General features: G+C 68.9%; 30 protein-coding genes. 11 read left to right on the top strand and 19 right to left on the bottom strand.

Features of this window, described 5'->3' with window-relative positions; genetic code table 11:
* Positions 1-9 precede the first annotated feature (9 nt).
* Together ACIOTO_RS07975 and ACIOTO_RS07980 are read right to left on the bottom strand one after the other, a co-directional pair.
* Entirely contained in the window at positions 10-639 is a 630-nt protein-coding gene (locus ACIOTO_RS07975) for a hypothetical protein (protein ID WP_400857342.1), read from the bottom strand.
* Positions 640-674: 35 nt separating this feature from the next.
* Positions 675-1,424, bottom strand: a complete 750-nt coding sequence (locus ACIOTO_RS07980) for a DeoR/GlpR family DNA-binding transcription regulator (RefSeq protein ID WP_400857343.1) — start codon at positions 1,422-1,424, stop codon at positions 675-677.
* A 54-nt stretch (positions 1,425-1,478) separates the two neighbouring features.
* On the opposite strand from ACIOTO_RS07980, the gene ACIOTO_RS07985 reads away from it, so the two are divergent.
* Together ACIOTO_RS07985 and ACIOTO_RS07990 are read left to right on the top strand one after the other, a co-directional pair.
* Positions 1,479-1,844, top strand: a complete 366-nt coding sequence (locus tag ACIOTO_RS07985) for a DUF4406 domain-containing protein (protein ID WP_400857344.1) — start codon at positions 1,479-1,481, stop codon at positions 1,842-1,844.
* A 9-nt stretch (positions 1,845-1,853) separates the two neighbouring features.
* Positions 1,854-2,030 (top strand): hypothetical protein, encoded by a 177-nt coding sequence (locus ACIOTO_RS07990; RefSeq protein ID WP_047522894.1) that lies wholly within the window; start codon positions 1,854-1,856, stop codon positions 2,028-2,030.
* 9 nt (positions 2,031-2,039) lie between these two features.
* Here the strand turns inward: ACIOTO_RS07990 and ACIOTO_RS07995 are convergent, their stop codons facing one another.
* The 5 genes from ACIOTO_RS07995 to ACIOTO_RS08015 form a co-directional block, all read right to left on the bottom strand.
* On the bottom strand, positions 2,040-3,422 hold the full coding sequence (locus tag ACIOTO_RS07995) for an LLM class flavin-dependent oxidoreductase (protein ID WP_400857345.1): 1,383 nt from the start codon (positions 3,420-3,422) through the stop codon (positions 2,040-2,042).
* A gap of 84 nt (positions 3,423-3,506) precedes the next feature.
* Complete coding sequence (locus tag ACIOTO_RS08000; protein ID WP_400857346.1) at positions 3,507-4,508, bottom strand: Abi family protein; 1,002 nt, start codon at positions 4,506-4,508, stop codon at positions 3,507-3,509.
* A gap of 683 nt (positions 4,509-5,191) precedes the next feature.
* Positions 5,192-5,449, bottom strand: a complete 258-nt coding sequence (locus tag ACIOTO_RS08005; RefSeq protein ID WP_400857347.1) for a type II toxin-antitoxin system RelE/ParE family toxin — start codon at positions 5,447-5,449, stop codon at positions 5,192-5,194.
* Complete coding sequence (locus ACIOTO_RS08010) at positions 5,446-5,694, bottom strand: type II toxin-antitoxin system Phd/YefM family antitoxin (protein WP_029264316.1); 249 nt, start codon at positions 5,692-5,694, stop codon at positions 5,446-5,448. The genes ACIOTO_RS08005 and ACIOTO_RS08010 overlap by 4 nt, the downstream gene beginning before the upstream one ends.
* Positions 5,695-5,754: 60 nt before the next feature.
* Entirely contained in the window at positions 5,755-6,333 is a 579-nt protein-coding gene (locus tag ACIOTO_RS08015; RefSeq protein ID WP_029264317.1) for an AAA family ATPase, read from the bottom strand.
* 81 nt (positions 6,334-6,414) lie between these two features.
* Between ACIOTO_RS08015 and ACIOTO_RS08020 the strand changes: the two genes are divergently transcribed.
* The 6 genes from ACIOTO_RS08020 to ACIOTO_RS08045 all read left to right on the top strand — a co-directional run bounded on the left by ACIOTO_RS08020 (position 6,415) and on the right by ACIOTO_RS08045 (position 12,150).
* On the top strand, positions 6,415-7,857 hold the full coding sequence (locus ACIOTO_RS08020) for an adenosylhomocysteinase (RefSeq protein ID WP_400857348.1): 1,443 nt from the start codon (positions 6,415-6,417) through the stop codon (positions 7,855-7,857).
* Positions 7,854-9,197 carry an amidohydrolase family protein gene (locus ACIOTO_RS08025; protein ID WP_400857349.1) on the top strand — a complete coding sequence of 448 codons (1,344 nt, stop codon included), beginning with the start codon at positions 7,854-7,856 and terminating at the stop codon, positions 9,195-9,197. Before ACIOTO_RS08020 ends, ACIOTO_RS08025 begins: the two co-directional genes overlap by 4 nt.
* Positions 9,194-9,622 (top strand): cupin domain-containing protein, encoded by a 429-nt coding sequence (locus ACIOTO_RS08030; protein ID WP_372467694.1) that lies wholly within the window; start codon positions 9,194-9,196, stop codon positions 9,620-9,622. The genes ACIOTO_RS08025 and ACIOTO_RS08030 overlap by 4 nt, the downstream gene beginning before the upstream one ends.
* A 76-nt stretch (positions 9,623-9,698) precedes the next feature.
* Positions 9,699-10,553 carry an ABC transporter substrate-binding protein gene (locus tag ACIOTO_RS08035; RefSeq protein WP_400857350.1) on the top strand — a complete coding sequence of 285 codons (855 nt, stop codon included), beginning with the start codon at positions 9,699-9,701 and terminating at the stop codon, positions 10,551-10,553.
* Positions 10,550-11,416, top strand: a complete 867-nt coding sequence (locus ACIOTO_RS08040) for an amino acid ABC transporter permease (RefSeq protein WP_400857351.1) — start codon at positions 10,550-10,552, stop codon at positions 11,414-11,416. The genes ACIOTO_RS08035 and ACIOTO_RS08040 overlap by 4 nt, the downstream gene beginning before the upstream one ends.
* Positions 11,413-12,150, top strand: coding sequence for an amino acid ABC transporter ATP-binding protein (locus ACIOTO_RS08045; RefSeq protein ID WP_029264323.1), 738 nt, complete (start codon positions 11,413-11,415; stop codon positions 12,148-12,150). The genes ACIOTO_RS08040 and ACIOTO_RS08045 overlap by 4 nt, the downstream gene beginning before the upstream one ends.
* A 33-nt stretch (positions 12,151-12,183) precedes the next feature.
* Here ACIOTO_RS08045 and pnuC read toward each other — a convergent pair whose 3' ends face one another.
* Together pnuC and ACIOTO_RS08055 are read right to left on the bottom strand one after the other, a co-directional pair.
* Complete coding sequence (gene pnuC / locus ACIOTO_RS08050) at positions 12,184-12,897, bottom strand: nicotinamide riboside transporter PnuC (RefSeq protein ID WP_400857352.1); 714 nt, start codon at positions 12,895-12,897, stop codon at positions 12,184-12,186.
* Positions 12,898-12,899: 2 nt separating this feature from the next.
* On the bottom strand, positions 12,900-13,427 hold the full coding sequence (locus tag ACIOTO_RS08055; RefSeq protein WP_400857353.1) for a GNAT family N-acetyltransferase: 528 nt from the start codon (positions 13,425-13,427) through the stop codon (positions 12,900-12,902).
* A gap of 197 nt (positions 13,428-13,624) precedes the next feature.
* Here ACIOTO_RS08055 and ACIOTO_RS08060 point away from each other — a divergent pair, with 197 nt between their 5' ends.
* A complete protein-coding gene (locus ACIOTO_RS08060) occupies positions 13,625-14,974 on the top strand; it encodes a DUF222 domain-containing protein (protein WP_400857354.1) in 1,350 nt (449 codons plus the stop codon).
* On the opposite strand, the gene ACIOTO_RS08065 is transcribed toward ACIOTO_RS08060, so the two are convergent.
* Both ACIOTO_RS08065 and ACIOTO_RS08070 read right to left on the bottom strand, forming a co-directional pair.
* A complete protein-coding gene (locus ACIOTO_RS08065) occupies positions 14,956-15,210 on the bottom strand; it encodes a hypothetical protein (protein WP_400857355.1) in 255 nt (84 codons plus the stop codon). The two genes, ACIOTO_RS08060 and ACIOTO_RS08065, sit on opposite strands and share 19 nt — an antisense overlap.
* Positions 15,211-15,297: 87 nt before the next feature.
* The gene (locus tag ACIOTO_RS08070; RefSeq protein ID WP_400857356.1) at positions 15,298-16,215 is read right to left on the bottom strand and encodes a DUF808 domain-containing protein; all 918 of its coding nucleotides are present in this window, start codon (positions 16,213-16,215) and stop codon (positions 15,298-15,300) included.
* A gap of 157 nt (positions 16,216-16,372) precedes the next feature.
* Here ACIOTO_RS08070 and msrB point away from each other — a divergent pair, with 157 nt between their 5' ends.
* Entirely contained in the window at positions 16,373-16,861 is a 489-nt protein-coding gene (gene msrB / locus ACIOTO_RS08075; protein WP_400857357.1) for a peptide-methionine (R)-S-oxide reductase MsrB, read from the top strand.
* Positions 16,858-17,403 (top strand): peptide-methionine (S)-S-oxide reductase MsrA, encoded by a 546-nt coding sequence (gene msrA / locus ACIOTO_RS08080; RefSeq protein WP_105712095.1) that lies wholly within the window; start codon positions 16,858-16,860, stop codon positions 17,401-17,403. Before msrB ends, msrA begins: the two co-directional genes overlap by 4 nt.
* Positions 17,404-17,543: 140 nt before the next feature.
* On the opposite strand, the gene ACIOTO_RS08085 is transcribed toward msrA, so the two are convergent.
* The 8 genes from ACIOTO_RS08085 to ACIOTO_RS08120 all read right to left on the bottom strand — a co-directional run bounded on the left by ACIOTO_RS08085 (position 17,544) and on the right by ACIOTO_RS08120 (position 24,930).
* Entirely contained in the window at positions 17,544-18,344 is an 801-nt protein-coding gene (locus ACIOTO_RS08085; RefSeq protein WP_400857358.1) for an alpha/beta fold hydrolase, read from the bottom strand.
* A gap of 167 nt (positions 18,345-18,511) precedes the next feature.
* On the bottom strand, positions 18,512-19,981 hold the full coding sequence (locus tag ACIOTO_RS08090; RefSeq protein ID WP_400857359.1) for a catalase: 1,470 nt from the start codon (positions 19,979-19,981) through the stop codon (positions 18,512-18,514).
* Between the two features lie 66 nt (positions 19,982-20,047).
* Positions 20,048-20,470 (bottom strand): Fur family transcriptional regulator, encoded by a 423-nt coding sequence (locus tag ACIOTO_RS08095; RefSeq protein WP_029264333.1) that lies wholly within the window; start codon positions 20,468-20,470, stop codon positions 20,048-20,050.
* 79 nt (positions 20,471-20,549) lie between these two features.
* Positions 20,550-21,515, bottom strand: a complete 966-nt coding sequence (locus ACIOTO_RS08100; RefSeq protein WP_400857360.1) for a squalene cyclase — start codon at positions 21,513-21,515, stop codon at positions 20,550-20,552.
* 57 nt (positions 21,516-21,572) lie between these two features.
* On the bottom strand, positions 21,573-22,229 hold the full coding sequence (locus ACIOTO_RS08105; RefSeq protein WP_400857361.1) for a histidine phosphatase family protein: 657 nt from the start codon (positions 22,227-22,229) through the stop codon (positions 21,573-21,575).
* 31 nt (positions 22,230-22,260) lie between these two features.
* Entirely contained in the window at positions 22,261-23,181 is a 921-nt protein-coding gene (locus ACIOTO_RS08110; protein WP_029264336.1) for a J domain-containing protein, read from the bottom strand.
* Positions 23,182-23,259: 78 nt separating this feature from the next.
* Positions 23,260-23,913, bottom strand: coding sequence for an IMPACT family protein (locus tag ACIOTO_RS08115; protein ID WP_400857362.1), 654 nt, complete (start codon positions 23,911-23,913; stop codon positions 23,260-23,262).
* 30 nt (positions 23,914-23,943) lie between these two features.
* Positions 23,944-24,930 carry an aldo/keto reductase gene (locus tag ACIOTO_RS08120; RefSeq protein ID WP_400857364.1) on the bottom strand — a complete coding sequence of 329 codons (987 nt, stop codon included), beginning with the start codon at positions 24,928-24,930 and terminating at the stop codon, positions 23,944-23,946.
* Positions 24,931-25,129 lie beyond the last annotated feature (199 nt).

Consider the following 25,129-nt stretch of genomic DNA (forward strand, 5'->3'; position numbering starts at 1 on the left):
CGCCTGGGTTCAGCGACCGCCGAGGCCGGCCTGCTCGCGCATCGCGGCGAGGTCGAGGTCTTTCGCGTCGAAGAAGAGCGCCGGGTCCAGCGCGAGCGGCTCGGAGTCGATCCAGAGTTCCTTCCCCGCGACGCGGATCACGCCGATGTACATCGCCCGGTCGGCGTCGGACGTCCAGATCGTGAGGAGTCGGTCATCGCCCCGGTGTGCGATCACGTCTTTCAGGGCGGCGACGATCCCGGCGCTGTCCGAGCTGCCGCGCTGCAGCGTGGACAGGGCCTGATCGAGCGGGAATCCCGCGGCGACACCGTGGATCACCGGATTCGTCAGCACGCCGCCGCCCTTGATCCGCCAGCGCCGCGCACCGACGAAGAACATCACGAGGGCGGCGACGAAGACAGCCGGCGGGAGGAAGAAGGCACCGGCGATCGCGAGCCCGCTGCGCACGCGTCCGCCGAGCAGTTCGACCGTCGCCTCCGGGTTGAGGTAGACGAGGAGCATCACGACCACCATGAGCCCGGCGATCACGAGCCAGGTCGCCGACTTGCGGGGAGAGCGCTCGGAGACGAAGAGATCTGGGCGTGTGGCGAACCAGGTGTAGAGATTGCGCGACCGGGACCGGAGGGGCGTGAAGCTCATGGGATCACGCTAGTGCGGTCGGCCATCGGCGCTCATCACGCCGGGCTGCCGATCCGTGCTTCGACCTCCGCGATGAGCGGGTTGTCGTCGGCAGGGTCGGTGATGATCGCGGTGACGGCGTCGAGCGCCAGCACGGGGTAGCGAGCGGCAGCGCCGATCTTCTCCTCGCTCGCGAGCACCACTGTCTCGGTGCAGCGCGAAGCGAGTGCGCGCTTGGTGACGGCGTCGTCGAGTTCGCCCGTGGTGAGGCCGCGTTCGGGGTCGATGCCGGTGGCGCCGAGGAAGAACGTGTCGGCAGCGAGGCGCTGGATCGCCTCCATGGCCAGCCCGCCGCCGGTCACCAGCGAGTGTCGGGAGAGTTCGCCGCCGATCATGATCACCCGCGCGTCCGAGTGCTCGGCGACGGCGAGGGCGATGGCGGGGCTCGGCGTGATGACGGTGATCCCTGTGCCGGAGGGAAGGAGCCGGGCCATCGCCAGCGTGGTCGTGCCGGCGTCGAGGACGATCGTCGATCCGGGGTGGACGGTGGCCACCGCCGCGCGCGCGACGCGTTCCTTGCTCTCGGTCGCCAGCGCGGCGCGTTCGCGAACCGGGGGCTCGGGAGCGGGGATCGGCAGCGCACCGCCGTAAACGCGCAGGAGTCTGCCCTCGTCCGCGAGCTCTCGGAGGTCACGGCGGATGGCATCCTCCGAAACGCCGAGCTCGTCGGCGACGGCTTTCGCCACCACCCGTCCGTCACGCTCCAGGAGAGCGAGCAGGTGGTCTTTGCGTTGCGCGGCCAGCATATGTTTCCTCACGAAGTTGCACGTTCTTGCATGATTCAGACTACAGTCATCCGCATGACGAAACCACTCCTGATCCTGATCGCCGGTCCGTACCGCTCGGGTACCGGCGGCGACCCCGAACTCATCGCCCAGAACCTGGCGCGCCTCGAAGAGGTCTCCGGGCCGATCTTCCGCCTCGGCCACGTGCCGATGATCGGTGAATGGGCGGCGCTGCCGATCCTGCGCACCCTCGATGCCGTCGATGCCGGCGAGGGCGACGTGATGTACGAGACGGCGCACCGACTGCTGCAGCACTGCGACGCGGTGCTGCGCCTTCCCGGTGAGTCGGCGGGTGCAGACAAGGATGTGGAGATCGCGAAGGAGCGCGGGCTGCCCGTCTATCGCTCGCTCGAGGAGATCCCCCCAGCCTCGACTCCGTAGGCTGGAGGTATGACCAAGAACATCTGGACCATCCTCGGCGTCATCCTCGCCGTCGTGATCGCGTGGTGGATCGTGAGCGCGCTGTTCTCGGTGCTCGCGTTCATCTTCAAGCTCGCGATCGTCGCGGTCGTCGCCGTGGTGGTGTTCCTCGTTCTGCGCGGGATCTTCAGCCGCAGCGACGACTGACGCACCGGCTCACGTCGTGGCGAACGCCCCGACGCGGTACTTCGCGGCGCGGTGCGTGTCCTGCACGCGGTCTCCCTTGCCCTGCAGCTTGTTTCGCAGCGTGCCCGGCGCGTACTCGTTCGGGTAGACGCCGCGCTCGCGCAGGACCGGGATCACGTGCTCGATGACGTCCTGCCAGGTGCCGGGCGTGACCGCGTAGGCGAGGTTGAAGCCGTCGATGTCGGTCTCTTCGACCCAGGACTGCAGCTCGTCGGCGATCTCGACTCCGGAGCCGACGACCGTGGGGCCGAGGCCGCCGATCGCGTTGTGGCGTCCGAAGTCGCCGACGGTCCACTCGCGGCCGAGGTCGGCCTCTTCCTTGAGGTGCTGCAGCACCGACTGGATCGCGTTCGACTCGACATTCCCGACCGGCTCGTCCTCGGCGTACTGCGACAGGTCGACCCCCATCCAGCCCGACATGAAGGTGAGCGCGCCCTCGGGACTTGCATAAGAGAGGTACTCGGCGTGCTTCGCGGTCGCCTCCTCGCTCGTCGCGGCGGTGATCACCGTGAGCAACGTGTAGATGCGGGCGTCGTACCGGTCGCGGCCGGCGGCTTCCAGGGCGTCGCGGATGCGCTTGACGGTGCCGGCGAGCACCTCCTTCGAGGGGGCGGCGACGAAGATGGCCTCGGCGTTCTCGGCCGCGAACTTCACTCCGCGCGGGCTCGCACCGGCCTGGTAGATCACCGGCGTGCGCTGCGGCGACGGCTCGGAGATGTGGATGCCGGGAACGCTGAAGTGCTTTCCCTCATGCCCGATCGGGTGCACCTTGGACGGGTCGGTGAAGATGCCGCGCTCGCGGTCCTCGACCACGGCATCGTCTTCCCACGAGCCCTCCCAGAGCTTGTAGAGCACCTCGACGTACTCGTCCGCGTGGTCGTAACGGTCGTCGTGCGCGAGCTGATCCTCCTGGCCCATGTTGCGGGCGGCGCTGGGCAGGTATCCGGTCACGACGTTCCAGCCGATCCGGCCCTGCGTCAGGTGGTCGAGCGTGCTCAGACGTCGCGCGAACGGGTAAGGGTGCTCGAACGCGGTGCCGGCTGTGATGCCGAAGCCCAGGTTCTCGGTGACCGCGGCCATGGCGCTCACCAGCAGGATCGGGTCGTTCACGGGCACCTGGGCGCCGTTGCGGATCGCGGCCTCGTTCGTGCCGCCGTACACGTCGTAGGTGCCGAGCACATCGGCGATGAAGATGCCGTCGAAGGTCGCGCTCTCCAGCAGCTTCGCCAGATCCGTCCAGTACGAGATCGTGTTGTACTGCCGCGACCGGTCGTCGGGGTGCCGCCACAGGCCGGACGACTGGTGGGCGACGCAGTTCATGTCGAAGGCGTTGAAGCGGATCTGACGGGTCATGCCCCCATGAAAGGCGAACGGCGCGGGGTGGTCCAGGGCCGCCGAAATGCGCGGACACATTCCGGGGGATGCTGGTCGATGGGTCTAGCTCGATCCGCTGGTTTTCCAGAGGCCTTGCTGAGCCCACCCGTCGGGGAAGCCCATGCTGTCGATCCTCACGTGGGGGACACTCGGAAAGGTGGCTACCAATTCCTTGAGGCGCCGCGTCCAATCGGCGTAACCACCGATGCTGCGCAGCAGATACGCGATTACGGCCAACGAGTTGTAGAGGCCGAAGTCCTGCTTCGGCGCTGTGTCTTCACGCAGGTGCGCCAACACGGGAATCGCATTGTTCTTTGGTCTGGTGGGCGCATCGACGAGCTTTCTGTTGAACAAGCGCGCCTGGTGTGCCGCGACGTTCCGTACATAGTTGGTGCTCGCGATCCAGCTGGCCAGGACAGTCTTGCTGGGTACTGAGTAATGAAGGGCGATCCGAGTGGCGAGATCGTTCTGCAGCCCGCGGTAGAGCTTGGCGAGGTGGCCGAGTTCAAGAATCTCGGTCAGTGCCCAAATCGGCATTCGATCGTCGTATTTCCGTCGAAAGTGCTCGACGAAGGCTTCCTTCGAGCTGGCTCGCATTTCGTCCACGCGGCTGATCCACTCGGCATGTTTGCTCGTCATCACGCCAGCGCCCGTATCGATGGATGGCGCGGTGAAGGCCGGAGTGAAGCATCGTTGATCGAGGTGCGCGAAGGCCGAAGTCTGGCCGAGGATGTAGCCGACTTGAGTACGAAGCGAAACCTCGATGCGTTCGACGGCCTCGAGAACGAGCAGGCGTAGCGCGCGATCGAATGCGATCAGCGCCGCAGCATGCTCCAGACGGGTGTCCTTCCGATACGAACTCAGAATACGAGTCGACTGGCGACCGCGGTCATCAATGAACTTCTCCGACTCGCGAGATGGATAGAGATACCCCGTGAGGCGGTAGTAGCCAACCTCTTCGAGCAACTGTTCAGCGGCCGATTCGTCGTCGACGATCAGACCTCTGCCCTGGAGTTGCGCAATCTGCTGCTTTATAGACATCCAAGGCTTGGTGTACTCGACCACGTGTCTCCCCAAGAGAAAATCAGCCCGAGCCGTGAGGCGAGCGGGCTGATCGTGATGTTCCAAGACTAGCATCCTCGAGCCCATGTGAGGAGGGCCCTAAGGCCGATTCGGCGTGTAACATGTTACCGTGAAGGAACCCCTTGCTGCCGCCAGTGAGCCGCGGAAGGAACAGTGAGGACCGACGTGATCCAGAGGCCTGGAAGCACCCGACGAAGCCACACCGGGCTGCGTTCCCTGACCGATCTCCTGATTGTCGTTGGTGTAGGTGTCCTTGCGTTCTTCGTGAACGGCTACGTCTCCGCGGCAATCATGGTCCTTACTGTCGGCGGGGTCCTCGGCGGGGCGAGGGTGCGTCGCCGGCGCCGGGCGGAACCGGCACGACACGAAGGGGCGTCTCACGCATGACTTCCGGTATCGCACCCCTGCACCTCGTCATCACGGTGATCGTGCTCATCGCCGTCGTCGCACTCGTCGGTTACCTGGTCCTTCGCGTCAAGCGCGGCGGCAAACGGCGCGACTGATCCGTGCGCTGCTGTGGGTGAGGTTCACCAACGTCCGGTGCCCCTCATCCGTGACGCCGCCGCAGCCCGTGAACCGATTGGGGCTTACGTTGTGTTGTCGATGCCCCCGCAAGCATCGGATCGGCTTCGCTTTAGGCGGCGACGTCCAGCACTCCGGCTTCGCTACTGCTCGTAGACGTCCCGCCGATGACCCAGCGTCACGACCGCGACGATGAGCACGTCGTCGTCGATCGTGTAGATGATGCGGTAGTTCCCGACGCGGACGCGGAGTCCGTCGCGTCCCTGCAGCGCCTTCGCTCCCGGCGGGCGGGGGTTCTCGCCGAGCAGGGCGATGGCACCGCGGATCCGGTTGCGATCCTGATGGTCGACCTTCTTCAATGCTCGAACCGCAGCGGGGCGCAGTTCGATCCGATAACTCACGTCCAGCCCAGGTCGGCCTTCACCTGATCCCAGGGGATGTCCGGGCCTTCTTCGGCCATCGCCTCGTCGAACGCGGCCACGTCTTCGGCATCTTCGAGTGCCTCGATCATCCGCTCGTACTGCTCCGGGCTGACCACGACGGCGGCACGCTGACCGCGTCGCTCGATGAACACGGCCTCCTCCTGGGAGCGGGCGATGACCGTCGAGAGGTTGTTGCGCGCGTCGGCGACGCTGATCGTGGACATAGGCAAATTGTACATCTTGAAGTCTGAGATGTACATGATGCCGCGGCCAGGCGGTGGCATCTACGAATCCGCGAATCGATCCTTCGGCCTCCGAGAATCGGCGATTGGGGACGAGCTGCCCTCCCGCAAGTCCGCGACGATGCGGGCGAGGATCTCAGGGAGCGTCTCCGCCGGCCCGATACGGCCTTCCTCGACGAACTCGAGCGGCTGCCAGCCGTCGTGCCACGCGCGCATCTGCTCTGGACTGAAGGCGTCGCGCAGTTCTCGTGTCTCGTGGCGTCGGACGGTCTCCTCGAACCCGACGTCGAACTGGTAGATGCGAGTGACGCCTCGATGGTCCCGCCACAGCTGCTCCAACCGCCCGGCATAATCCCGGAGGTTGAGGATCCCGTCGAGGATGACGTCGTATCCCAGGTCCAGCGATTGGCGGGCGACGGTGTCGATGAGCGCGGCGGCGTCGGCGGATCGAGACGCCTTCTCGCCGCCGGCCAGAAGCGTGCGCCGGAAGTGGTCCTGATGGATGACCGCGGTCTTGCCGCGGAGCAGAGGGCGCAGCGCCGTCGCCGTCGTCGTCTTGCCCGAGCCGGAGTCGCCGCGCAGCACGACGAGGCGAGTGTCCACTGATCCCACGGCCGTCATCGCACAAGTCTCACATTCGGGCGGATCATGTGACGTCATCTGCTGGCATTCACCCACCCCCACGGGCTCTACCCTTGACAGGTGACCGACGAGACCGTGACCGCCCAGCGTCTGGTGCGCCGCTTCGCCCGCGAGACCAACCTGCTCGTGTCGGGTCGTGACTTCTCGGTCGTCGGGTCGGATGCCGTGGCTGAGGCACTGCGTCAGCTGCTGCCGGCGCTCGGTGCGCACCTCGGCGACGGCGGCGTGACGTTCGTGACGGGCGAGGCTCCCGAGATCCTGCTCGACGGACACCCGCTTCCGGCGCGGAAGACGGCCGAGGACCGCGTGGATGCGGCCGGACGTCACATGCCCGTCTCGTCCGACCTCGCCCGGCGCCTCGGCGAGAAGGGGACGGTGTGCGGGGTCCGGATCGGCATCGCGATGGTGCTCGAACCCAAGACCGCCCAACTCGCCCTGTTGCTGCGGGATGCCGGAGCCACGGCCGCCGTCTACGCGCACCCCGATGAGATCGACGTCGAGGTGGCCGCGGTGCTGCGTGCCCGGGGCGTCCCCGTCGACGGCGACCCGACCCTCTCGGGTGCTGCCGAACGCACTGCCGCCGTGTCGTTCCTGCGCCGCGGGTTCGACCTGCTGCTCGACGACGGTTCGCACCTGATCCGCCTCGCGCATGAGGAGGGGATCGCCACAGAACTGAAGGGTGCGGCCGAGGAGACCACGAGCGGGCTCACTCCACTGCGGCTCATGCAGCGCGAAGGCGTGCTCGAGATCCCCGTCATCGCCGTGAACGACGCCCTCACCAAGACCTCCTTCGACAACCGCTACGGCACCGGCCAGTCGTGCGTGTTCGCGATCGCCGATGCGCTGGATGCCGCGGGCATCGACCTCCGCGACCAGCCCGCGGTCGTGGTCGGCTACGGCCCCGTCGGCGAGGGCGTCGCCGCGCACCTGCGGGCGCTCGGCATCGAGGTCGCGGTCACCGAGACCGACCCCGTCCGCGCACTGCGGGCCGCCCACGACGGCCACCGCATCGGCCGGCTGCACGACCTCGCACCGGGCGCACTCGTCGTCTCGGCCACGGGCGCTCCGCACACGGTCGCCGCCGAGGTCCTGCGCACGGCGGCGGTCGTCGCGGTTGCGGGCGGCGTTCCGCACGAGATCGACCTCGATCCCTCGACGCTGCGACCGTATGCGGGCGAGAACGGCGAAGCCTCTCCGTTCGTCGAACGCGCCGGAGACGGGGCCCTCGTCATCGCCCGAGGCGGCTGCGTGAACCTGTCGGCCGGTGAGGGAAACCCGATCGAGATCATGGATCTGTCGTTCGCGGTGCAGCTCTTCGCCGTCGAGCATCTGCTCACGCACGACCTGCCCGCCGGCGTGCATCCCCTGCCGCCCAAGGCCGACACCACGATCGGCACGGCCGCACTCGCCGCCCGCGGAGAGCACATCGACGAGCGCAGCCCCGCGCAGGTCGACGCCCTGCGCGAGTGGCGATCGCCGCGATTCCGGGGAGCACCCGCATGACCGCCGTCACCGTCTACTCCGCCGGGCTCGTGGTGCCGATCACCGCTCCACCGATCGTCGACGGCGCGGTCGCCGTGCGCGACGGACGCATCATGCACGTGGGTGAGCGCGAGTGGGTGCTGCGGTCGCTGTCCGAGCGCGGGATCGACGCCGACGAGGTGCACTGGCCCGGCGTGCTGACCCCGGGCCTCGTGAACGCGCACACCCATCTGCAGTACACCGGCATGGCCTCGGTCGGCCGCGGACAGTACGACGGGTTCGACGACTGGGTGCGAGCGTTCGACCCGGTCTACGAGGGCGGGCGCGACTGGGCCGCGGATGCCGCCGACGGCGCGGCACAGGCGCTGCGCTCGGGCACGACCGCGGTGGCCGACGTGGTCACCGACCGCGCCGCGGCGACCGCCCTGCACGATGCCCGACTGCACGGCATCACCTATTGGGAGGTGATGAGCTGGACCAACGACGACTGGGCGCGCACCGGACGCGCGCAGGTCGAGCAGGCTCTCGACGCATTGCCCACCCCGCCCGGAACCGGCCTCTCGCCGCACGCCCCCTACTCGCTCGACATCGAGCCGCTGCTGGAGATCCCCGACATCGTGCGCGAGCGCGGCGGACGCATCCATATCCACCTCGGCGAGGCCGCGTTCGAGAGCGAGTTCGCGCACGAGCATCCGCAGGCCTGGCACACGGCCGGTCTCGCCAGCTTCCAAGAGCTGCGCAAGGCCGGTTTCGGCACCAGCGCCACCGAGTTCGTCGACCAGCTCGGGGTCCTCGGTCCCGACTGCCACATCGCGCACGGCGTGTACATGAGCGCCCGAGACCGTGCCATCCTGCGCGAGCGCCGCACCACCGTGGCACTGTGCCCGCGCTCGAACGCCGTCATCGGACTCGAGGAGCCGCCCATCGCCGCGTACTTGCGCGAAGGTAGCCCGATCGCCGTCGGCACCGACTCGCTGTCGTCCAGCCCCTCGCTCGACGTGCTCGCCGATGTGGCGGAGCTCGCCCGCATCGCCCGCTCGCAGGGCTACACCGACCGCGACCTGCACGCGCGACTGCTCGGCGCCGCGACCCTCGGTGGCGCGCACGCCATGGGGATCGACGTCGGCCCCGAACGCACCGGATACCTCGCCGTCGGCGCGCTCGCGGACCTCACCTTCTTCGATATCCCGGCCGGCCCGGATGCCGTCGCCGACCTCGTCGAGCACGGGGCCGGCCGAGCCGCCGCGACGGTCGTCTCCGGCGAGGTGCGCTTCGCGATCGAGTCCTTCGAGCGGGCCGCCGTCGAATCCGCACCCGCCGAATCCCGACCCGTCGAACCCGCATCCGGAGGTTCCGCATGACACAGCGCCCCGCGACCGCCGAGCGGCTCGACCTCGCCGCGCATCCCGAAGGCGGTTGGTTCCGCCGCACGTGGACGAGCCCGCTGCCCGTCGAGACGCCGAACGGCCCGCGACCGGCGGCCACCTGCATCCACTACCTGCTGCTGCCCTCTGAGCGCAGCGAATGGCACGTCGTGACCAGCGATGAGCTCTGGCTCTGGCATGGTCCTGGCCGACTCGAACTCCGCCTCGGCGGCGACGGTGCGGAACCGGGCACGGCGACCACGGTCGTGCTCGGCCCCGACGATGCCGCCCAGGTGCTGGTTCCCGCCGGTGTCTGGCAGGCCGCCCGCCCGCTCGATGCCGACGAGGTCCTGGTCTCGTGCTTCGTGTCTCCAGGTTTCGATTTCGCCGATTGGCGTCTCGCCGAATCGCCTACTCTGTAGAGGCAGACCGTCTCTGCAGAAGCAGACCCGCCTGCCTCGCCGTCTCCTCCACACCCTTCCTCGCACTGGAGTCATCGTGCCCTTCGCTCCCTCCCTCCGCCGCGCGGCAGCCGCTGCTGCCGCCGCCGCCCTCGCCATCACCCTCGCCGCCTGCAGCGCTCCCGCTGCCGAGACCGGATCCGGCAGCGGTGACGATTCGGGCCTGCAGACCGTGACCGAGGGCAAGCTCACGATCGCGACCGGCGAGCCCAACTACGAGCCGTGGTTCGTCGACGACGACCCCTCCAACGGTGAAGGCTTCGAGGGTGCGGTCGCGAACGCGGTCGCCGAGCAGCTCGGCTACAAGGCCGACGACATCGTCTGGGTGCGCACGACCTTCGACGGCGCCATCGCGCCGGGCCCGAAGGACTGGGACATCAACCTGCAGCAGTTCTCCATCACGGATGACCGCAAGAAGGCCGTCGACTTCTCGTCGCCGTACTACACGACCACGCAGGCCGTGGTCGCGGTCGGCGACTCGCCCGCGGCATCGGCCACGACCATCGACGAGCTCAAGACCACCAAGGTCGGCGTCGCCAGCGGCACCACCAGCTACACGGTCGCCAAGGCCCAGCTCGGTGAGGCGAACCTCAGCGTGTTCAACTCGGTCGACGACGTCGTGCTCGCCCTCAAGGGTGGCCAGATCGACGCCATGATCACTGACCTGCCCGGTGCGTTCTACGTCGTCGGCGCACAGCTCGACGACGGCGTGGTCACCGGACAGTTCGCCGGGGCCGACGGCGGCGACGAGTTCGGCATCGTGCTGCCCAAGGGCTCGGCGCTCACCTCGGACGTGACCGACGCGGTCGACGCCCTGCGTGAAGACGGAACGCTCGACGAGCTGCAGCAGAAGTGGCTCAGCGACGCGGTCGACGTCCCCGTCTTCAAATGACCTCACAGCCCGTCGACGCGGCGTGGCAGCCGAGCGAGCTCGAGCTGTCGCGCCGCGTCCTGCGGCGCCGGGCGACCACCCGGTCCGTCCTGATCGCGCTGATCAGCAGCCTCGTCGTCGCGGCGGTGCTGGTGGTCGTCGTCGTCAACACCCCCGGGTGGGCGGTCGTCAGCCAGACCTTCTTCGACCCGCAGGTCGCGCTCGACAGCATCGGCCCGATCTTCCAGGGGCTGCTCGTCAATCTCCTGGTGCTGGTGATCGCCGCGGTCTGCGTCGCGATCTTCGGAACCACCCTGGCCACCATGCGCTCGCTGCGCGGTCCGGTGTTCTTCCCGCTGCGCGCGCTCGCGGCGGCCTACACCGACTTCTTCCGCGGCATCCCCCTGCTGATCGTGCTGTATCTGATCGGCTTCGGCATCCCCGCGCTGATGATCTTCCCGCGCATGCCCGCGATGTTCTGGGGCACGATCGCCCTCGTCCTCACGTACTCCGCGTATGTCGCCGAGGTGCTCCGCGCCGGCATGGAGGCCGTGCATCCCTCCCAGCGCATCGCCGCCCGGTCGCTCGGGCTCACCCACGGTCAGACGCTCCGGATCGTCGTGATCCCGCAGGGTGTGCGCAAGGTCGTGCCCGCGCTCATGAACGACTTCGTGTCGATGCAGAAAGACGTCGGCCTGATCTCGGTGCTCGGCGTGGTCGATGCCGTCCGCGCCGCGCAGCTGATGGTCGCCGACACCTACAACTACACGCCGTACATCGTCGCCGGGCTCATGTTCATCATCCTCAGCTGGCCGATGATCCGCCTGACCGACGTCGTCACCGCGCGGATGAACAAGCGCGAGCAGGCCGGAGGGGTCGTATGAGCGTTCCGGTGATCGAGGCCAGGGGAGTGCGCAAGCGCTTCGGTGACCATGACGTGCTGCGCGGCATCGACCTCGCGGTCGGCACGCACGAGGTGGTCGTGCTGATCGGCGCCTCCGGCTCGGGCAAGTCGACGTTGCTGAAGACGATGAACCTCATCGAGGGCGTCGACGACGGCCAGATCTTCCTGTCGGGTGAGGACATCACCGATCCGCGGGTGGATGCCGACGCCGTGCGCGCCCGGATCGGCGTCGTGTTCCAGCACTTCAACCTGTTCCCGCACCTGACCGTGCTCGACAACGTCACGCTCGCGGCCGTCCGCGTGCACGGCATGCGCAAGACCGAGGCGCGGGCCAAGGCGCGCGAGCTGCTCGAGACGCTCGGGCTCGGTGCCAAGGCCGACGAATACCCCGACCGGCTCTCGGGCGGGCAGCAGCAGCGCGTCGCGATCGTGCGCGCGATCCTCACGCAGCCCGAGGTGCTGCTGCTCGACGAGATCACCAGTGCGCTCGACCCGCAGCTGGTCGGCGAGGTGCTCGACCTGGTGCGCCAGCTCAAGCAGCAGGGTGCGACCATCGTGATGGCGACGCACGAGATGTCGTTCGCCCGCGAGGTCGCCGACCGCATCGTGTTCCTCGAGCACGGCGTTGTCGTCGAGCAGGGGCCGCCGTCGCAGGTGTTCGATGCGCCGCAGCAGGCCGCGACCGCGGAGTTCCTCGCGCGCGTGCGGCACTGAGCTCGGCCGACGGCGGATCCGGCTGCGGCGCGCTCAGGCGAGCTCGTCGTCCTCGGGGCGCCTCGGATTGGGGTCCGGCGGCAGGATCACGACCGGCTGCGCGGCGCTCCGCTGCGCCCGCCACCAGATGACGAATCCGACCGCGGTGAAGATGCCGTAGAAGACGTACATGAACCCGGTCGCGTAGTAGCCGGAGCTGAACAGCAGGGGCACGCCGACCACGTCGACCGCGATCCAGATGAGCCAGAACTCGGTCCACCCCTTGGCCATGCCGTAGGTGGCGAGCAGGGATCCGACGAAGGTCCAGGCGTCCGCCCACACCGGCTCCCACGAGCCCAGCGCGCGGAACAGCGGGGTCAGCGCGACGGTGCCGACGACCATCACGATCACCAGGCCGATGCGGGCCCCGGTCGGCGCCCACTTCGGCACGATCTGTCCACCCTCGGCGTTGCGCCAACGAATCCATCCGTAGATCGCGACGGCGATGAACATGATCTGCCGGCCGGCCTGACCGAGCAGATGCGGCAGCGAGGGATCGGGGCTGAGGGCGGATCCGAGGAAGACGGTGAGCAGCAGCAGGTTGCCGATGATGCCGACCGGCCACGCCCAGATCTTCCGGCGCATGCCGCCGAGCGCGCTCGCCAGGCCGAACGCGTTGCCGACGACCTCACGGACGAGGAGGGTCTGCCCGCCGGGCAGCGTCCAGCTCGAGTTGAAGCCGTCGACGAACCACTGCAGCAGGTCCATGGTCAGGATGCGGCGCCGGGTTCGGCGCGGTCGTCGAGCACGAGCTGGAGCATGCTCAGGTCGAGCCAGCGCCCGAACTTGGCCCCGACCTGCGGCATCCGCCCGACCTCGGTGAAGCCGAGGCGCTCGTGCAGGGCGATGGAGGCGCCGTTCCCGCTCTCGATGCCGGCGATCATGACGTGCATCCCCGCGGCGCGGGCGCGCTCGACGAGTGCGGCCATCAGCGCGGTGCCGATACCGCGGCCGTGTTGACCGCCGAGGACGTAGACGGAGTGCTCGACCGTGTGCCGGTAGCCGCTGTGTGGACGCCACTGCGCGTACGACGCATAGCCCAGCACGCCGGTGTCGTCGACCGCGACGATCACCGGATAGCCGTGCGAGGTGCGATCGGCGAGCCAGGCGATGCGGTCGGCGAGGTCGACCGCATCCTCGTTCCAGATCGAGGTCGTGTGCAGCACCGCATGGTTGTGGATCGCGGTGATCGTCTCGAGGTCTGCGGTCTCCGCATCCCTGATTCGGACGTCTGTCATCGGCGGGTGGTCTCTCTTCTGCTGCGCTCGGGTGCGCATCCTGCTGCCGCACTTTGGGTGCGCATCGCCGACGCTAGCAGGATGCCGCGCGTTCGAGCGCACGGGGAGCGCACACGGTGTCGACGCGGCGATATGCGAGCCCGTCGACTTATCCACAGCCCCTCCTATATATCGAAGATATGTTCTAAACTCGAAGCATGGCAAACCCCCATCTGACCCCCTTGATCGAGGCCGTGGAGTGCCTCGAAGAGGTGTGGGCCGATGCGGAAAACGCCGCGGAACTGTCTCGGGTGCAACTGCTCGAGGCCCACCGGGCGATGGGACTGGTGCAGCGCCGACTCGATGGCATCCACGCCGAGCTCGCGGCGAGCATCGCGCGGGAGTCCCGGCCCGAGCTGGGGGCGGCGAGCCTGGCGAAGGAACAGGGCTTCCGCAGCCCGGCCACCATGATCGCCGCGACGACGGGCGGATCCACCGGCGATGCGGCGCGGTTGGTCAAGGTGGGCGAGGCGACGGCGCCGCGGGCGAACCTCATCGGCGAGGCGCTGCCGCCGCGGTATCCCGAGGTGCAGCAGGCGATCGGTGCCGGCACCCTCAGCGCGGCAGCGGCGGCGTTGATCGTGACGCTGCTCGATCGGGCGCGGCTGAAAGCCGATCTGGAGCGCACCACCGACGCCGAGCGTCTCCTGGTCGAGCGGGCGGCGGGGCTGTCACTCGACGACGTGCGCAAGCTGGTCGTGCACGCAGAGGCCTGGCTGGACCCCGACGGTGTGGCCCCGCGCGAAGACGAGGCGCGGTCGCGGCGTTCTCTGACGATGTTCGAGCGCGAGGGCTCGCTGCACCTGACGCTGCAGACCGATGTCGCCTCCGGTGCTCCGGTCAAGGCGGCGATCCAGGCGTACGTCACCGCGACGTTCCAGGCGCGAGCGCACGTGCTCGATCCCGAGGCGCCGGATGCCGATCGACGCACCGTCGCGATGCTTCAGGCCGATGCGCTCGCCGAGATCTGCGCGCACGCGAGCGGATGCGACAACGGGGGGCTTCCGTTGTCCGGCGCGACCGTCGTGGTGCGCGTCGGTCTCGACGACCTGACCGCCGGCACCGGATTCGCGAGGGTCGACGGCGTCGATGAGCCGGTCAGCATCTCCGCATGTCGTCGGATGGCGGCCGGCGGGGGAATCATCCCCGTCGTCCTCGGCGGTGGCGGTGAGATCCTCGACTGGGGGCGTGAGAAGCGCCTGTTCACCCGAGCCCAGCGGCTGGCGCTCGTGGAGCGCGACGGCGGCTGCGTGATGTGCGGGCTGCCTCCGCAGATGACGAAGGCGCATCATCTGCGCTGGTGGCAACGGGATGCCGGTCCGACCGATCTCGACAACGGAGTGCTGCTCTGCGAGAGCTGTCACCACCGCATCCACGACAACGACTGGGAGATCAGGATCGAGGGACGCGGGTTCGCCGCGCGGGTGTGGCTCGTCCCGCCGCCGAACGTCGATCCGCACCGCAGGCCGAGGCTCGGGGGCAGAGCGCGCTACGACATCGCGGCGTGAGCCCGAGTTCCCTCACGCAGGCGAGAGGTGATGACGGCGAATCCCGCTGACCAGGCTGCGCCCAGCCCCGCAGCGGTCGCGCTGGCGGCGGTGAGTTGAGCACCTGATCCGGCGATGGCGGCGAAGACGAACCAGACCACGGCCGCACCGATGCCCACGATGGCGATGGCGGAGATCAGGCGCAGGGTCCGACGCAACTGTGTCGCGCGATCAGTGTCGGCGTGATCAGTGCTCATGCTCCGATCAAACCGAAGTGGACGGCAGGCCGCATCCCCCGCGCGGCGGATAGCGGCGGCGGAAGGCGCGAGACGGTGATGTCGGACTCAGACGTGCACGTCGGCGGGGGATTCCTCGCCCTCGTGGAAGTTCGGCGTCTTGCCGAACAGCTTCGCGATGCCCAGCACGATCCCGACGATGAGCAGCCCCAGGATGAGACCGGCGATCGCGGAGATGATCGTGTCGACGACCCAGACGACGACCGGGCCGAGGTTGTGGAGCGCGTGCTCCACGCCGTGCAGCACGTCGACCGGGAAGTGCCAGCCGACCTCGCCCAGGTTCACGAGCACGAGGTGTCCACCGACCCAGAGCATCGCGACCGTGCCCAGGATGCTGATGAAGCGGAACACCGCGGGCATGGAACGCACGATCCTGGTGCCGGTGTGCCGCACGCGTCGCACCGGGTTCTTCGCCATCTTCAGCCCGATGTCGTCGATCTTCACCAGCAGCGCCACGGCCCCGTACACGACGCCCGTCATCAGGAGCGCGATCACGGCGAGGATGGCGAGCGTCGCCCAGATGTCGAGCCCCTTCTCCAGGCTCGCCAGCGAGATGAGCATGATCTCGGTCGAGAGGATCAGGTCGGTGCGCACCGCGCCCAGGACCAGCTTCTTCTCGTCGCGAGCGCCCTCGTCGGCATGGCCGTGCTGCACGCCGAACCACTCGAGCACCTTCTCGGCGCCCTCGAAGCACAGGTAAGCGCCGCCCAGGATCAGCAGATACGGCAGCACCCACGGCGCGAATGCGGTGAGCAGCAGTGCCGCCGGGATGATGATGAGGAACTTGTTCGCGAGCGAACCGAGCGCGATCTTGCCGACGACGGGCAGCTCGCGCGCGGGCGTGATGCCCTGCACGTACTGCGGGGTGACCGCGGCGTCGTCGATCACGACACCCGCTGCCTTGGCCGAGGCCTTCATCGCGGCGCTCAGGATGTCGTCGACGACGGCGAGCAGTCCTACGGACATGGGCGGTTCCCCTCGGGCGGTGTGCAGTGCGGAGGCAACTCTATCGAGTTCGCAGAAACTCACAGCGCGCTCCCAGCCCCGAGGGACCAAAAAGGCGCAGTCCACGGTTCTTCCCTATGACGCCGCAGCCAGCGACGTCGGACTAAGGAGTCAGATCATGTCGAACGACTACGGCAAGACCCCCGAGGCCGTCAGCGGCCTCACGCACCTGCAGTACGAGGTGACGCAGCAGGACGCGACCGAACCGCCGTTCCGCAACGCGTACTGGAACAACCACGACGACGGCATCTACGTCGACGTCGTCTCGGGCGAGCCGCTGTTCTCGTCGACCGACAAGTTCGACAGCGGAACCGGATGGCCCAGCTTCACGAAGCCCATCGAGGCGGATGCCGTCACCACGCGCACCGACCGCTCGTTGTTCATGAAGCGCACCGAAGCGCGCTCCGCGAACGCCGACAGCCACCTCGGCCACGTCTTCGACGACGGCCCGCGCGATGAGGGCGGGCTCCGCTACTGCATGAACTCGGCGGCCCTCCGCTTCGTCCCGGCTGACAGGCTGGAGGAGGAGGGGTACGGTCGCTACAGTCCCCTCTTCGCGAAGACGCCGAACACCCCCACCACCGACCCCTCTGAGGAGCAGTCATGACCGATACCGGAACCATCACCCGCACGCCCGGGACCGAGACGGCCGTCCTCGCCGGCGGCTGTTTCTGGGGCATGGAAGACCTGATCCGCCGCCAGCCCGGCGTGCTCAGCACTCGCGTCGGCTACACCGGCGGCTCGAACGACCACGCGACCTACCGCAACCACCCCGGCCACGCCGAGGCCGTGGAGATCGTTTTCGACCCGACCAAGACGACGTACCGCGACATCCTCGCGTTCTTCTTCCAGATCCACGACCCGTCCACGAAGGACCGTCAGGGCAACGACATCGGCTCGAGCTACCGCTCGGCGATCTTCCCGCTCTCTCCCGAGCAGGAGACGGTCGCACGCGACACGATCGCCGACGTCGACGCCTCGGGCCTGTGGCCGGGCAAGGCCGTCACCACGATCGAGCCCGAGGGTCCGTTCTGGGAGGCCGAGGAAGAGCACCAGGACTACCTGATCAAGTACCCCAACGGCTACACCTGCCATTTCCCGCGCGCGGGATGGGTGCTGCCCCAGCGCGCGGAGAGCTCCGCCGTCTAGGCCGGGGGCCCGCGCCCCTCACCTCGCTCGCACGGAACGAAGGAGAAATCACGGAATGAAGGACCGGATGCGGCATCCGCTCCTTCATTCCGTGAGAACTCCTTCGCAATGGGCGAGCGAGTGGGCGAGCGGGCGGGCGGCTACGCCTCGGCGAGGAACGCCAGCGCCGCCTCTTTGAAGTCCCGCGATCCCGGAGCGTTGAAATGGTTCCGGTTCGGGATCTCGAAGAAGCGACCGTCGGGGGCCGCGGACGCCAGTGCCCGTGAACCCTCGATGATGGCATCCTTCGAACCCGTGGCGAACAGGATCGGGCGCGTCGGCGCATCCGATGGATCGGGGTCGATCATGCCCGACGACCGCATCCCTTCCGCGAGCGCGACCAGCGCCTGCAGGTCGTTGCCGGGTACCCGCTCCGTCAGCGCGATGTAGTTCTGCGTCGTGGCGTCTGCGACCGGGGTGCCGTCGGCGATGTACGCCCGCACCTGGTCCAGGTCGAGGCGGGCCAGGGGGATGCCGTCCGGCACCCCGCCGAGCACCGCCCGGCCGATGCGGTGGGGCAGCTCGCGCACCACTTCCCAGCCCACGCGGGCTCCGAGCGAGTAGCCGACGTAGAACGCGTCGTCCACGAGGTATGTGTCCATCACGGTCTCGACATCGGTCACCAGCGTCCGGATGCGGTACCCCTCCGGATCGTGCGGCTTCTCGCTGCGCCCATGCCCCCGCTGATCGAGCGCGAGCACCCGGTAGCCGGCGCGGTCGAGCTCGCGCACCCAGCCGGTCAGGACCCAGTTGTCGCGGGCGCTCGACGCGAATCCGTGCACGATCACGACGACCGGAGCATCCGGATCGCCCCAGGTGTACGTCGCCAGGCGTGTGCCGTCGGCGGCATACACGTGCTGCGGGTCGGGCATGCTGGTCAGATCGGAGAGGGGGGTGGCCACCCTTCCATCTTGGCCCTGTTCCGCGTCAGCGGCGCTGCTCCCACGGCCCTGCGGCGAGACCCCGCCTCCAACCCCGAGACCCCGCCGTAACGCCGAGACCCCCTCCTGCCGACGTGGGCAGGAGGGGGTCTCGGCGCGAAGACGGGGGTCTCAGCGGATGGCGCGGATCAGACCCGATCCCGCAGGGCTGCGCCGAGCTCGGCATCCACGTTCGTCCAGTACTGGAAGAACCGCTCGCGGATGTCGTCGATGGTGATGGAGCGGCCCTGACCGGTGAGGGTCTCGAGGAACCGCGCCCGCTGCTCGCCGTCGAAGACCTCACGGTAGAGCGTGCCCGCCTGGCCGAAGTCGTCGTCCTCGGCGTGCAGCGTGGCCGCCGAGCGCACGAGCTGGCCGTCGGCCTCCCAGTTCGCTTCGAGCGCCACGGTCGGATCCGCCTCGGGGCCCCCGGCCGCGCCGAACGAGTTCGGGTGGTAGGTGCGGTGTGCGGCGTCGTTGTGCTGGTACCGCATCGAACCTTCGTGCTGGTAGTTGCGCGCCTCGGCCGCGTGCGGCTGGTTCACGGGCAGCTGGTTGTAGTTCGGACCGATGCGGTGACGCTGGGCATCGGGGTACGCGAAGATGCGGCCCAACAGCATCTTGTCCGGCGAGAGCCCGGTGCCGGGCACCAGGTTGCTGGGCGAGAAGCCGGCCTGCTCGATCTGCGTGAAGAAGTTCTCCGGATTCCGGTTCAGGGTCAGCGTTCCGACCTTGATGCGCGGGTAGTCCTTGAGCGAGATGGTCTTGGTGAGGTCGAACGGGTTGAACCGGTAGTCCTTCGCCTCGCCGTACGGCATGATCTGCACGTACAGATCCCAGGAGGGGTGGTCGCCGCGGGCGATCGAGTCGAACAGGTCGCGACGGTAGAAGTCGGCGTCGGATCCGGCGAGCTGCTGCGCCTCCTCGGCGCCCATCGCCTCGACGCCCTGGTTCGAGACGAAGTGGTAGCGCATCCAGAAGAGCTCACCGGCTTCGTTCACCCACGAGAAGGTGTGCGAGCCGTAACCGTTCATGTGCCGCCAGCTGCGCGGGAGGCCGCGGTCGCCCATGAGGTAGGTGACCTGGTGCGCGGTCTCGGGAGAGAGCGTCCAGAAGTCCCACTGCATGTCGGGGTCGCGCAGACCCGAGTCGCCGAGGCGCTTCTGGGAGTGGATGAAGTCCGGGAACTTGATCGCGTCGCGCAGGAAGAACGTCGGGGTGTTGTTGCCGACGATGTCGAGGTTGCCCTCTTCCGTGTACAGACGCAGCGAGAACCCGCGCACGTCGCGCCAGGTGTCGGGCGAGCCCTGCTCGCCGGCGACCGTCGAGAAGCGGATGAGCGCCTCGGTCTTCGCGCCCGGCTGGAACACCGCAGCGCGGGTGTACTTCGACACGTCTTCGGTGACGACGAACTCACCGAAGGCGCCGCCGCCCTTCGCGTGCGGGTTGCGCTCCGGCACGCGCTCGCGGTTGAACGCCGCGATCTTCTCGACCAGGTAGTGATCGTGCAGGACCGTGGGGCCGTCAGGGCCGACCGTCAGCGAATGCTCGTCGCTCACGATCGGGGCTCCGGCCTGCGTGGTGGTGGCAGGACGGTACGAATCGGCAGGTTTCGTCATGGTTCTCTCCTTCTCCGCGCAGGCGCGACGAATACCCCCATCCGTGGATGGGTGTTCGTCGGTCGGCTATTGCGCGGCGTTCTGGCAGCTGGGGCAGAGGCCCCAGAAGGTGACCTCGGCGGTCTGGACGGTGAATCCACCCGTCGAGGACGGGGTGAGACACGGCGCTTCGCCGACGACGCAGTCCACATCGCCGACCGCACCGCAGGAGGTGCAGACGACGTGGTGGTGGTTGTCGTCGATGCGCCGCTCATAGAGCGCCGCGGAACCCGCCGGTTCGATCCGGCGGATGAGGCCCGCCGTCGTCAGGTCCGCGAGGATGTTGTGCACCGACTGGATCGACGTGGTCGGCAGCACTTCGGACACGGCACGGTAGACCCGCTCCGCATCCGTATGGGCCATGGAGTCGAGAGCCTCGAGAACGGCGACGCGGCCCGCGGTCGCCCGAAGCCCGGCAACGCGAAGCGCCGAGTCGAGTTCTGTCTCCATGCCTCGAGTGTACCCCGTTATTTGAATAACTCAAAAGAACGCATATCGGGATGCTGCGCCGAGGCGGTGGACTCTCGGCTCAGGCGCGTCCGGCCCAGTCGAGCACGCGGGTGCCGATCAGCGTGAGCCAGCGGGACGGGTGGCCCTCGCCGACATCGACGGGGAACCAGGTGCGACCGGCGAGCGGAGTGGTCTGCGTCCACGTGCCGTCCGCCTGTCGCGCGGCACGAACCAGCTCGACGGCATCCGAGATCCGGTCGTCGGGAGCGCGGCCCTCGACGAGCGACGCTTCGCGGAAGTGGTCCAGGGCCGTCAGCGCGCTGTACCGATGGCGACTCGGATACACGAAGCGCCCCACGAACGGGCCGACCTGCTCTCCGGTCGACTCGCGGTAAAGCAGTCGGCGCCGCAGCAGGTACTCCTCGCCTGAGTGCCGCGCCTCGCGCAGCGACGTGTCGCCGGTGAGCCTCTCGTAGGCGAGCATCCCGCGCAGGGCGTTGAGCGTGGAGTGGAAGGACGACCGCACCGAGTCGCCCTCCTCGGCCTCGCAGTTCCACCCGCCGTCCTCCAGGCGGTGGGCGGGGAACCAGCGGGCGAGGGCGGCGACATCCGCCCCCAGCCAGGCGCCGTTCGCCAGCGTGTAGGCGTTGATGCACACGTCGACCTCGCCGCCCCAATAGGGCAGGTCGTCGTACTCCCACCGGCTGTTCTGCGCCAGGCGCTCCGCGGTGTCGCCGAGCACGGCGGCATCCACGCCCCACTCGCGCAGAGTGTTCAGCGACCAGGTCGTGGCCGTCCACGGCTGCCCCGGTTCCTCGGCCTCCGCGCTGCCGAAGAAACCTGCGGGGAAGTATGCGCCGCCGGCCCACTGGCCGTCGGCGTCCTGCCGGGCGAGGAGCGCGGCGCCGAAGCCCTCGGTCGCCACCCGGGCGCGCGTCGCCTGCCACACCTGCTCGGGCACCCGCAGCAGGTCGCGCTCCACCTGCCAGCGCAGCGCGGGGTCCCCGTCGAGCAGCCACTGCATCGTCTCCGTCGAGATCGCCATGCGGGCACGCTACTCCTCGGCGCGGCGGACGCATACCCCCCGGCGGATGCCGTCGCGTCAGGATTCGGCGGGTGCCGAAGGCAGCTCCGGGCCGTAGTTCCACGACAGGATGGCGGGCTGCTCGCGCGCGAAGCCGAGCACCGACACCGATCCGGCATCCAAGCTGATCTGGGCGCCGAAGCGCGGAGCGAGTCGCAGGTACACCGCCGTCAGGATGCGCAGGAAGTGGCCGTGGGCCACCAGTGCGACATCCCCCTGCGACATGGCCGGGAGCACCCGCGTGAGCACGCGCGACGCTCGCGCGGCGACCTCTTCCACGGTCTCGCCGGGGGTGCGTCCGGGGATCACTCCGTGGGTGAACGTGCTCCAGCCGTAGCCGAGCTCCGCACGGATGTCCTTCGTGGTGCGACCCTCGTATCCGCCGTAGTCCCACTCGACGAGGAGCGGGTCGATCTCGGCGTGCAGGCCCGCGAGTTCCGCGGTGCGCTGCGCACGGACGAGCGGAGACGTCAGCACGAGGGAGAAGTCGTAGTCCGCGACGAGCCCACCGGCGCGACGGGCCAGATCCTCTCCGCGCGCGGTGAGGGGGATGTCGGTGAGTCCCGTGTGCCTCCCGGTCCGCGACCATTCGGTCTCGCCGTGGCGCAGGAGGATCAGCTTTCCGGCCGGTGCTTCGGGGGCGGGGTGTTCGAGTATCGGTTCGTGTGCGGGCACAACGACACCGTAACCCCCGCCGGCCTCCGAGTCAGACGAAGCGGACGGTCTGCTGCAGTCGGGTGCGCACGTCGAACAGCTCGTTGCCGCCGATGGCCCGCGCCTGTGGAACGCCCTGACGCAGCACCATCGCGAGCGCGCTGCGTCGCACCACAACGACCGGGACGCCGCGGGTCGTTCCGAGCGGGGTGACTGCCTGGGAGAGGTCGTCGTCGGGGAGCACGATGATCGCACCGCCGAACTTCACACGGGCGGCCTTGGCGACCGTGCGCATCCGCCCGAGCGCGGCGGTCACGGGCGCGCGGGTGCCGAGGCTCGGACCGGTGATCTCGCCGCGGCGGAAGCCGACCACCCCGCCGAAGTCCTCCGACATCACGCCGTACAGTCCCGACGGGCCGAGCACCACGTGGTCGAGCTTGTCGTCGGCGGTGGCTCCCGCGGCGACGTCGTGCCACACCGTGAAGCCCATGCCCAGGTCGGACACCGTGCGCGCGGTCGCCTCTTCCGCGAGCGCATCGGCGAGGAGCCGGCGCAGGTCACGCGGCGCCGAGCGCACGAGTGCGGGGTCGTAGGGATCGGGGACCTCGACGCCACGGCCGGCCCATTCGCGGATGAGGTCGAGGTAGCGCTCGCGGCGCCAGCCGCCGGGGTGGCCGTACGACCGGGCCCGCGGCCGGGTGTCGGTGCGGGTCGGCGGCGGACGCCACCCGCTCCACTCGGAGCCCGCCTCGTGGGTCACACCGGTCCGGCGGTCGTAGGCGGCGCGACCCTCGGCGGTGCCGATCAGCTCCCAGGCGCGCTGCACCTGGATGAAGATCGCCGCGTCACCACCGGTGTCGGGGTGGGTCTGACGCAGGCGCAGACGGTAGGCGCGGCGCAGCTCGACGTCGTCGACGCCGGGGTCGACCTCGAGGATCTCGTAGGCCGAAGCCGAGAGCGGACTGTCGAACATCGCTCTCCCTCCGCGACCGCGGCATCCAGGATATCCGCCGATCCTTGTGGTTTCGCCGATCCCGCCGGCCTCGATGGTTCAGTCGGGGACGTCGACGATGCGCTCGACGCCCAGCACGGGGATGACCGAACCCGCGGATGCTGCGGCCAGGTCATCGGTGAGCCTCGGAAGCTCCGCCTCGGGCGCCCACAGCTCGAGCATGGCGGTCGCCGTGTAGGTCGGTTCGCCGAGCGTCGCACCGTGATGCACCGCCCACTCGCGCAGCAGGTTGTCGTAGCGCCCGGCATCCGAGTGCGGCACCTCGAGCGTCACCTGCCTGAGTGCCGCACGCCGCACCAGGGTCGCCAGGTCGAGCGTCTCGGACACCGCCGAGGAGTATGCCCGTACGAGCCCGCCCGCCCCGAGCTTCACGCCGCCGAAGTACCGGGTCACGACCGCGACCACGTCGGTCAGCTCGCGGCGCCGCAGCACCTCCAGCATCGGGATGCCTGCGGTGCCCGAGGGCTCTCCGTCATCCGACGACCGCGCCTGATCACCGAGCAGCCCGGTGATCATCGCGGTGCAGTTGTGGTTCGCGTCCCAGGCCCGCTTGCGGATGCCGGCGATCACCGCTTCGGCCCGCTCGACCGACGAAACGGGCTCGACGTGGGTGAGGAAGCGCGACTTGCGGATGACCGTCTCGTGCTCGACCGTGGCCGCGATGGTCGCGGGGTAGCTGCGGGCGGAGGTCACCCGCCTCACGATACCGAGGCCGTCGGCGGCTCAACGGTCGACGAACGCCATCTGCTGCGGGTTGTAGCGGTCGCCGGCCACACCGATGCGCGCGGCCAGGGTCGACAGGTCGGCGACCTCGTCGGCGGAGAGCGCGGTGGCGGTGCTGCCCGCGTTCTCGGCGATGCGCGCGGTGCGCCGGGTGCCGGGGATGGGCACGATCCACGGCTGCTGGGCGAGCAGCCAGGCGAGAGCGATCTGGCCCGGCGTGGCCTCCTTCGCCGCGGCCAGCTCGGCGACGTGCGCCACGAGCGCCTGGTTCGCCGCCCGGTTCTCGGCCGTGAAGCGCGGGATCGTGGCGCGGATGTCGCCGGCCGCGAAGTCCGCAGCGGCGTCGACCGTGCCGGTCAGGAACCCCTTGCCGAGCGGGCTGAACGGCACGAAACCGATGCCGAGCTCGGCCAGCACCGGAAGGATCTCGGCCTCGGGCTCGCGCGTCCACAGCGAGTACTCGCTCTGCAGCGCGGTCACCGGATGCACGGCATGGGCGCGGCGGATGGTGTCGGCCGAAGCCTCCGAGAGTCCGAAGTGGCGCACCTTGCCCTCGGCGATCAGTTCGCCCACGGTGCCGGCCACGTCTTCGATCGGCACGTCGGGGTCGACGCGGTGCTGGTAGAAGAGGTCGATCACATCGGTGCGCAGACTCCGCAGCGATGCCTCGGCCACCCGGCGTATCTGGTCGGGTCGGCTGTTCAGCCCGATGCTCTTCCCCTCCTGGATGTCCCACCCGAACTTGGTCGCGATGACGACCCTGTCGCGGATCGGCTCGAGCGCCTCGCCGACGAGCTCCTCGTTCACATACGGTCCGTACACCTCGGCCGTGTCGAAGAAGTCCACGCCGTGGTCGACCGCCGACCGGAGCACCGCGATCATGTCGTCGCGGCTGCCGGGGTTCGGGCCATAGCTCTGCGACATCCCCATGCAGCCGAGTCCGACCGCCGAGACCTGGAGGCCCTGTCCGAGAGTGCGAGTGTGCATGAGCTGTCCTTTCGTCTTCGCCGCGGATGGGATCCGCGGCCGTCGATCCGACGCTACGCCCGGAGGCCGCGATGGGGGAGGTCCTGCGGGAACCCCGTTCGCGGGAACCTCCCGCGGCGGTACGGAGCATCCATCGAACGATGGAGACGCGTCTCACCCTCCTGCCCGATCCTCCTCGACACGGCGGCGGCTGGACTGG

This window comes from Microbacterium sp. NPDC087592 (assembly GCF_044743585.1).
Classification (GTDB): Bacteria; Actinomycetota; Actinomycetes; order Actinomycetales; family Microbacteriaceae; genus Microbacterium.

Bases quoted from the DNA above. Each gene is read 5' to 3' on its own strand.
- ACIOTO_RS07975 (WP_400857342.1), bottom strand. From the start codon at position 639: ATGAGCTTCACGCCCCTCCGGTCCCGGTCGCGCAATCTCTACACCTGG.
- ACIOTO_RS07980 (WP_400857343.1), bottom strand. From the start codon at position 1,424: ATGCTGGCCGCGCAACGCAAAGACCACCTGCTCGCTCTCCTGGAGCGT.
- ACIOTO_RS07985 (WP_400857344.1), top strand. From the start codon at position 1,479: ATGACGAAACCACTCCTGATCCTGATCGCCGGTCCGTACCGCTCGGGT.
- ACIOTO_RS07990 (WP_047522894.1), top strand. From the start codon at position 1,854: ATGACCAAGAACATCTGGACCATCCTCGGCGTCATCCTCGCCGTCGTG.
- ACIOTO_RS07995 (WP_400857345.1), bottom strand. From the start codon at position 3,422: ATGACCCGTCAGATCCGCTTCAACGCCTTCGACATGAACTGCGTCGCC.
- ACIOTO_RS08010 (WP_029264316.1), bottom strand. From the start codon at position 5,694: ATGTCCACGATCAGCGTCGCCGACGCGCGCAACAACCTCTCGACGGTC.
- ACIOTO_RS08015 (WP_029264317.1), bottom strand. From the start codon at position 6,333: ATGACGGCCGTGGGATCAGTGGACACTCGCCTCGTCGTGCTGCGCGGC.
- ACIOTO_RS08025 (WP_400857349.1), top strand. From the start codon at position 7,854: ATGACCGCCGTCACCGTCTACTCCGCCGGGCTCGTGGTGCCGATCACC.
- ACIOTO_RS08030 (WP_372467694.1), top strand. From the start codon at position 9,194: ATGACACAGCGCCCCGCGACCGCCGAGCGGCTCGACCTCGCCGCGCAT.
- ACIOTO_RS08040 (WP_400857351.1), top strand. From the start codon at position 10,550: ATGACCTCACAGCCCGTCGACGCGGCGTGGCAGCCGAGCGAGCTCGAG.
- ACIOTO_RS08045 (WP_029264323.1), top strand. From the start codon at position 11,413: ATGAGCGTTCCGGTGATCGAGGCCAGGGGAGTGCGCAAGCGCTTCGGT.
- pnuC (WP_400857352.1), bottom strand. From the start codon at position 12,897: ATGGACCTGCTGCAGTGGTTCGTCGACGGCTTCAACTCGAGCTGGACG.
- ACIOTO_RS08055 (WP_400857353.1), bottom strand. From the start codon at position 13,427: ATGACAGACGTCCGAATCAGGGATGCGGAGACCGCAGACCTCGAGACG.
- ACIOTO_RS08060 (WP_400857354.1), top strand. From the start codon at position 13,625: ATGGCAAACCCCCATCTGACCCCCTTGATCGAGGCCGTGGAGTGCCTC.
- ACIOTO_RS08065 (WP_400857355.1), bottom strand. From the start codon at position 15,210: ATGAGCACTGATCACGCCGACACTGATCGCGCGACACAGTTGCGTCGG.
- ACIOTO_RS08070 (WP_400857356.1), bottom strand. From the start codon at position 16,215: ATGTCCGTAGGACTGCTCGCCGTCGTCGACGACATCCTGAGCGCCGCG.
- msrB (WP_400857357.1), top strand. From the start codon at position 16,373: ATGTCGAACGACTACGGCAAGACCCCCGAGGCCGTCAGCGGCCTCACG.
- msrA (WP_105712095.1), top strand. From the start codon at position 16,858: ATGACCGATACCGGAACCATCACCCGCACGCCCGGGACCGAGACGGCC.
- ACIOTO_RS08090 (WP_400857359.1), bottom strand. From the start codon at position 19,981: ATGACGAAACCTGCCGATTCGTACCGTCCTGCCACCACCACGCAGGCC.
- ACIOTO_RS08095 (WP_029264333.1), bottom strand. From the start codon at position 20,470: ATGGAGACAGAACTCGACTCGGCGCTTCGCGTTGCCGGGCTTCGGGCG.
- ACIOTO_RS08100 (WP_400857360.1), bottom strand. From the start codon at position 21,515: ATGGCGATCTCGACGGAGACGATGCAGTGGCTGCTCGACGGGGACCCC.
- ACIOTO_RS08110 (WP_029264336.1), bottom strand. From the start codon at position 23,181: ATGTTCGACAGTCCGCTCTCGGCTTCGGCCTACGAGATCCTCGAGGTC.
- ACIOTO_RS08120 (WP_400857364.1), bottom strand. From the start codon at position 24,930: ATGCACACTCGCACTCTCGGACAGGGCCTCCAGGTCTCGGCGGTCGGA.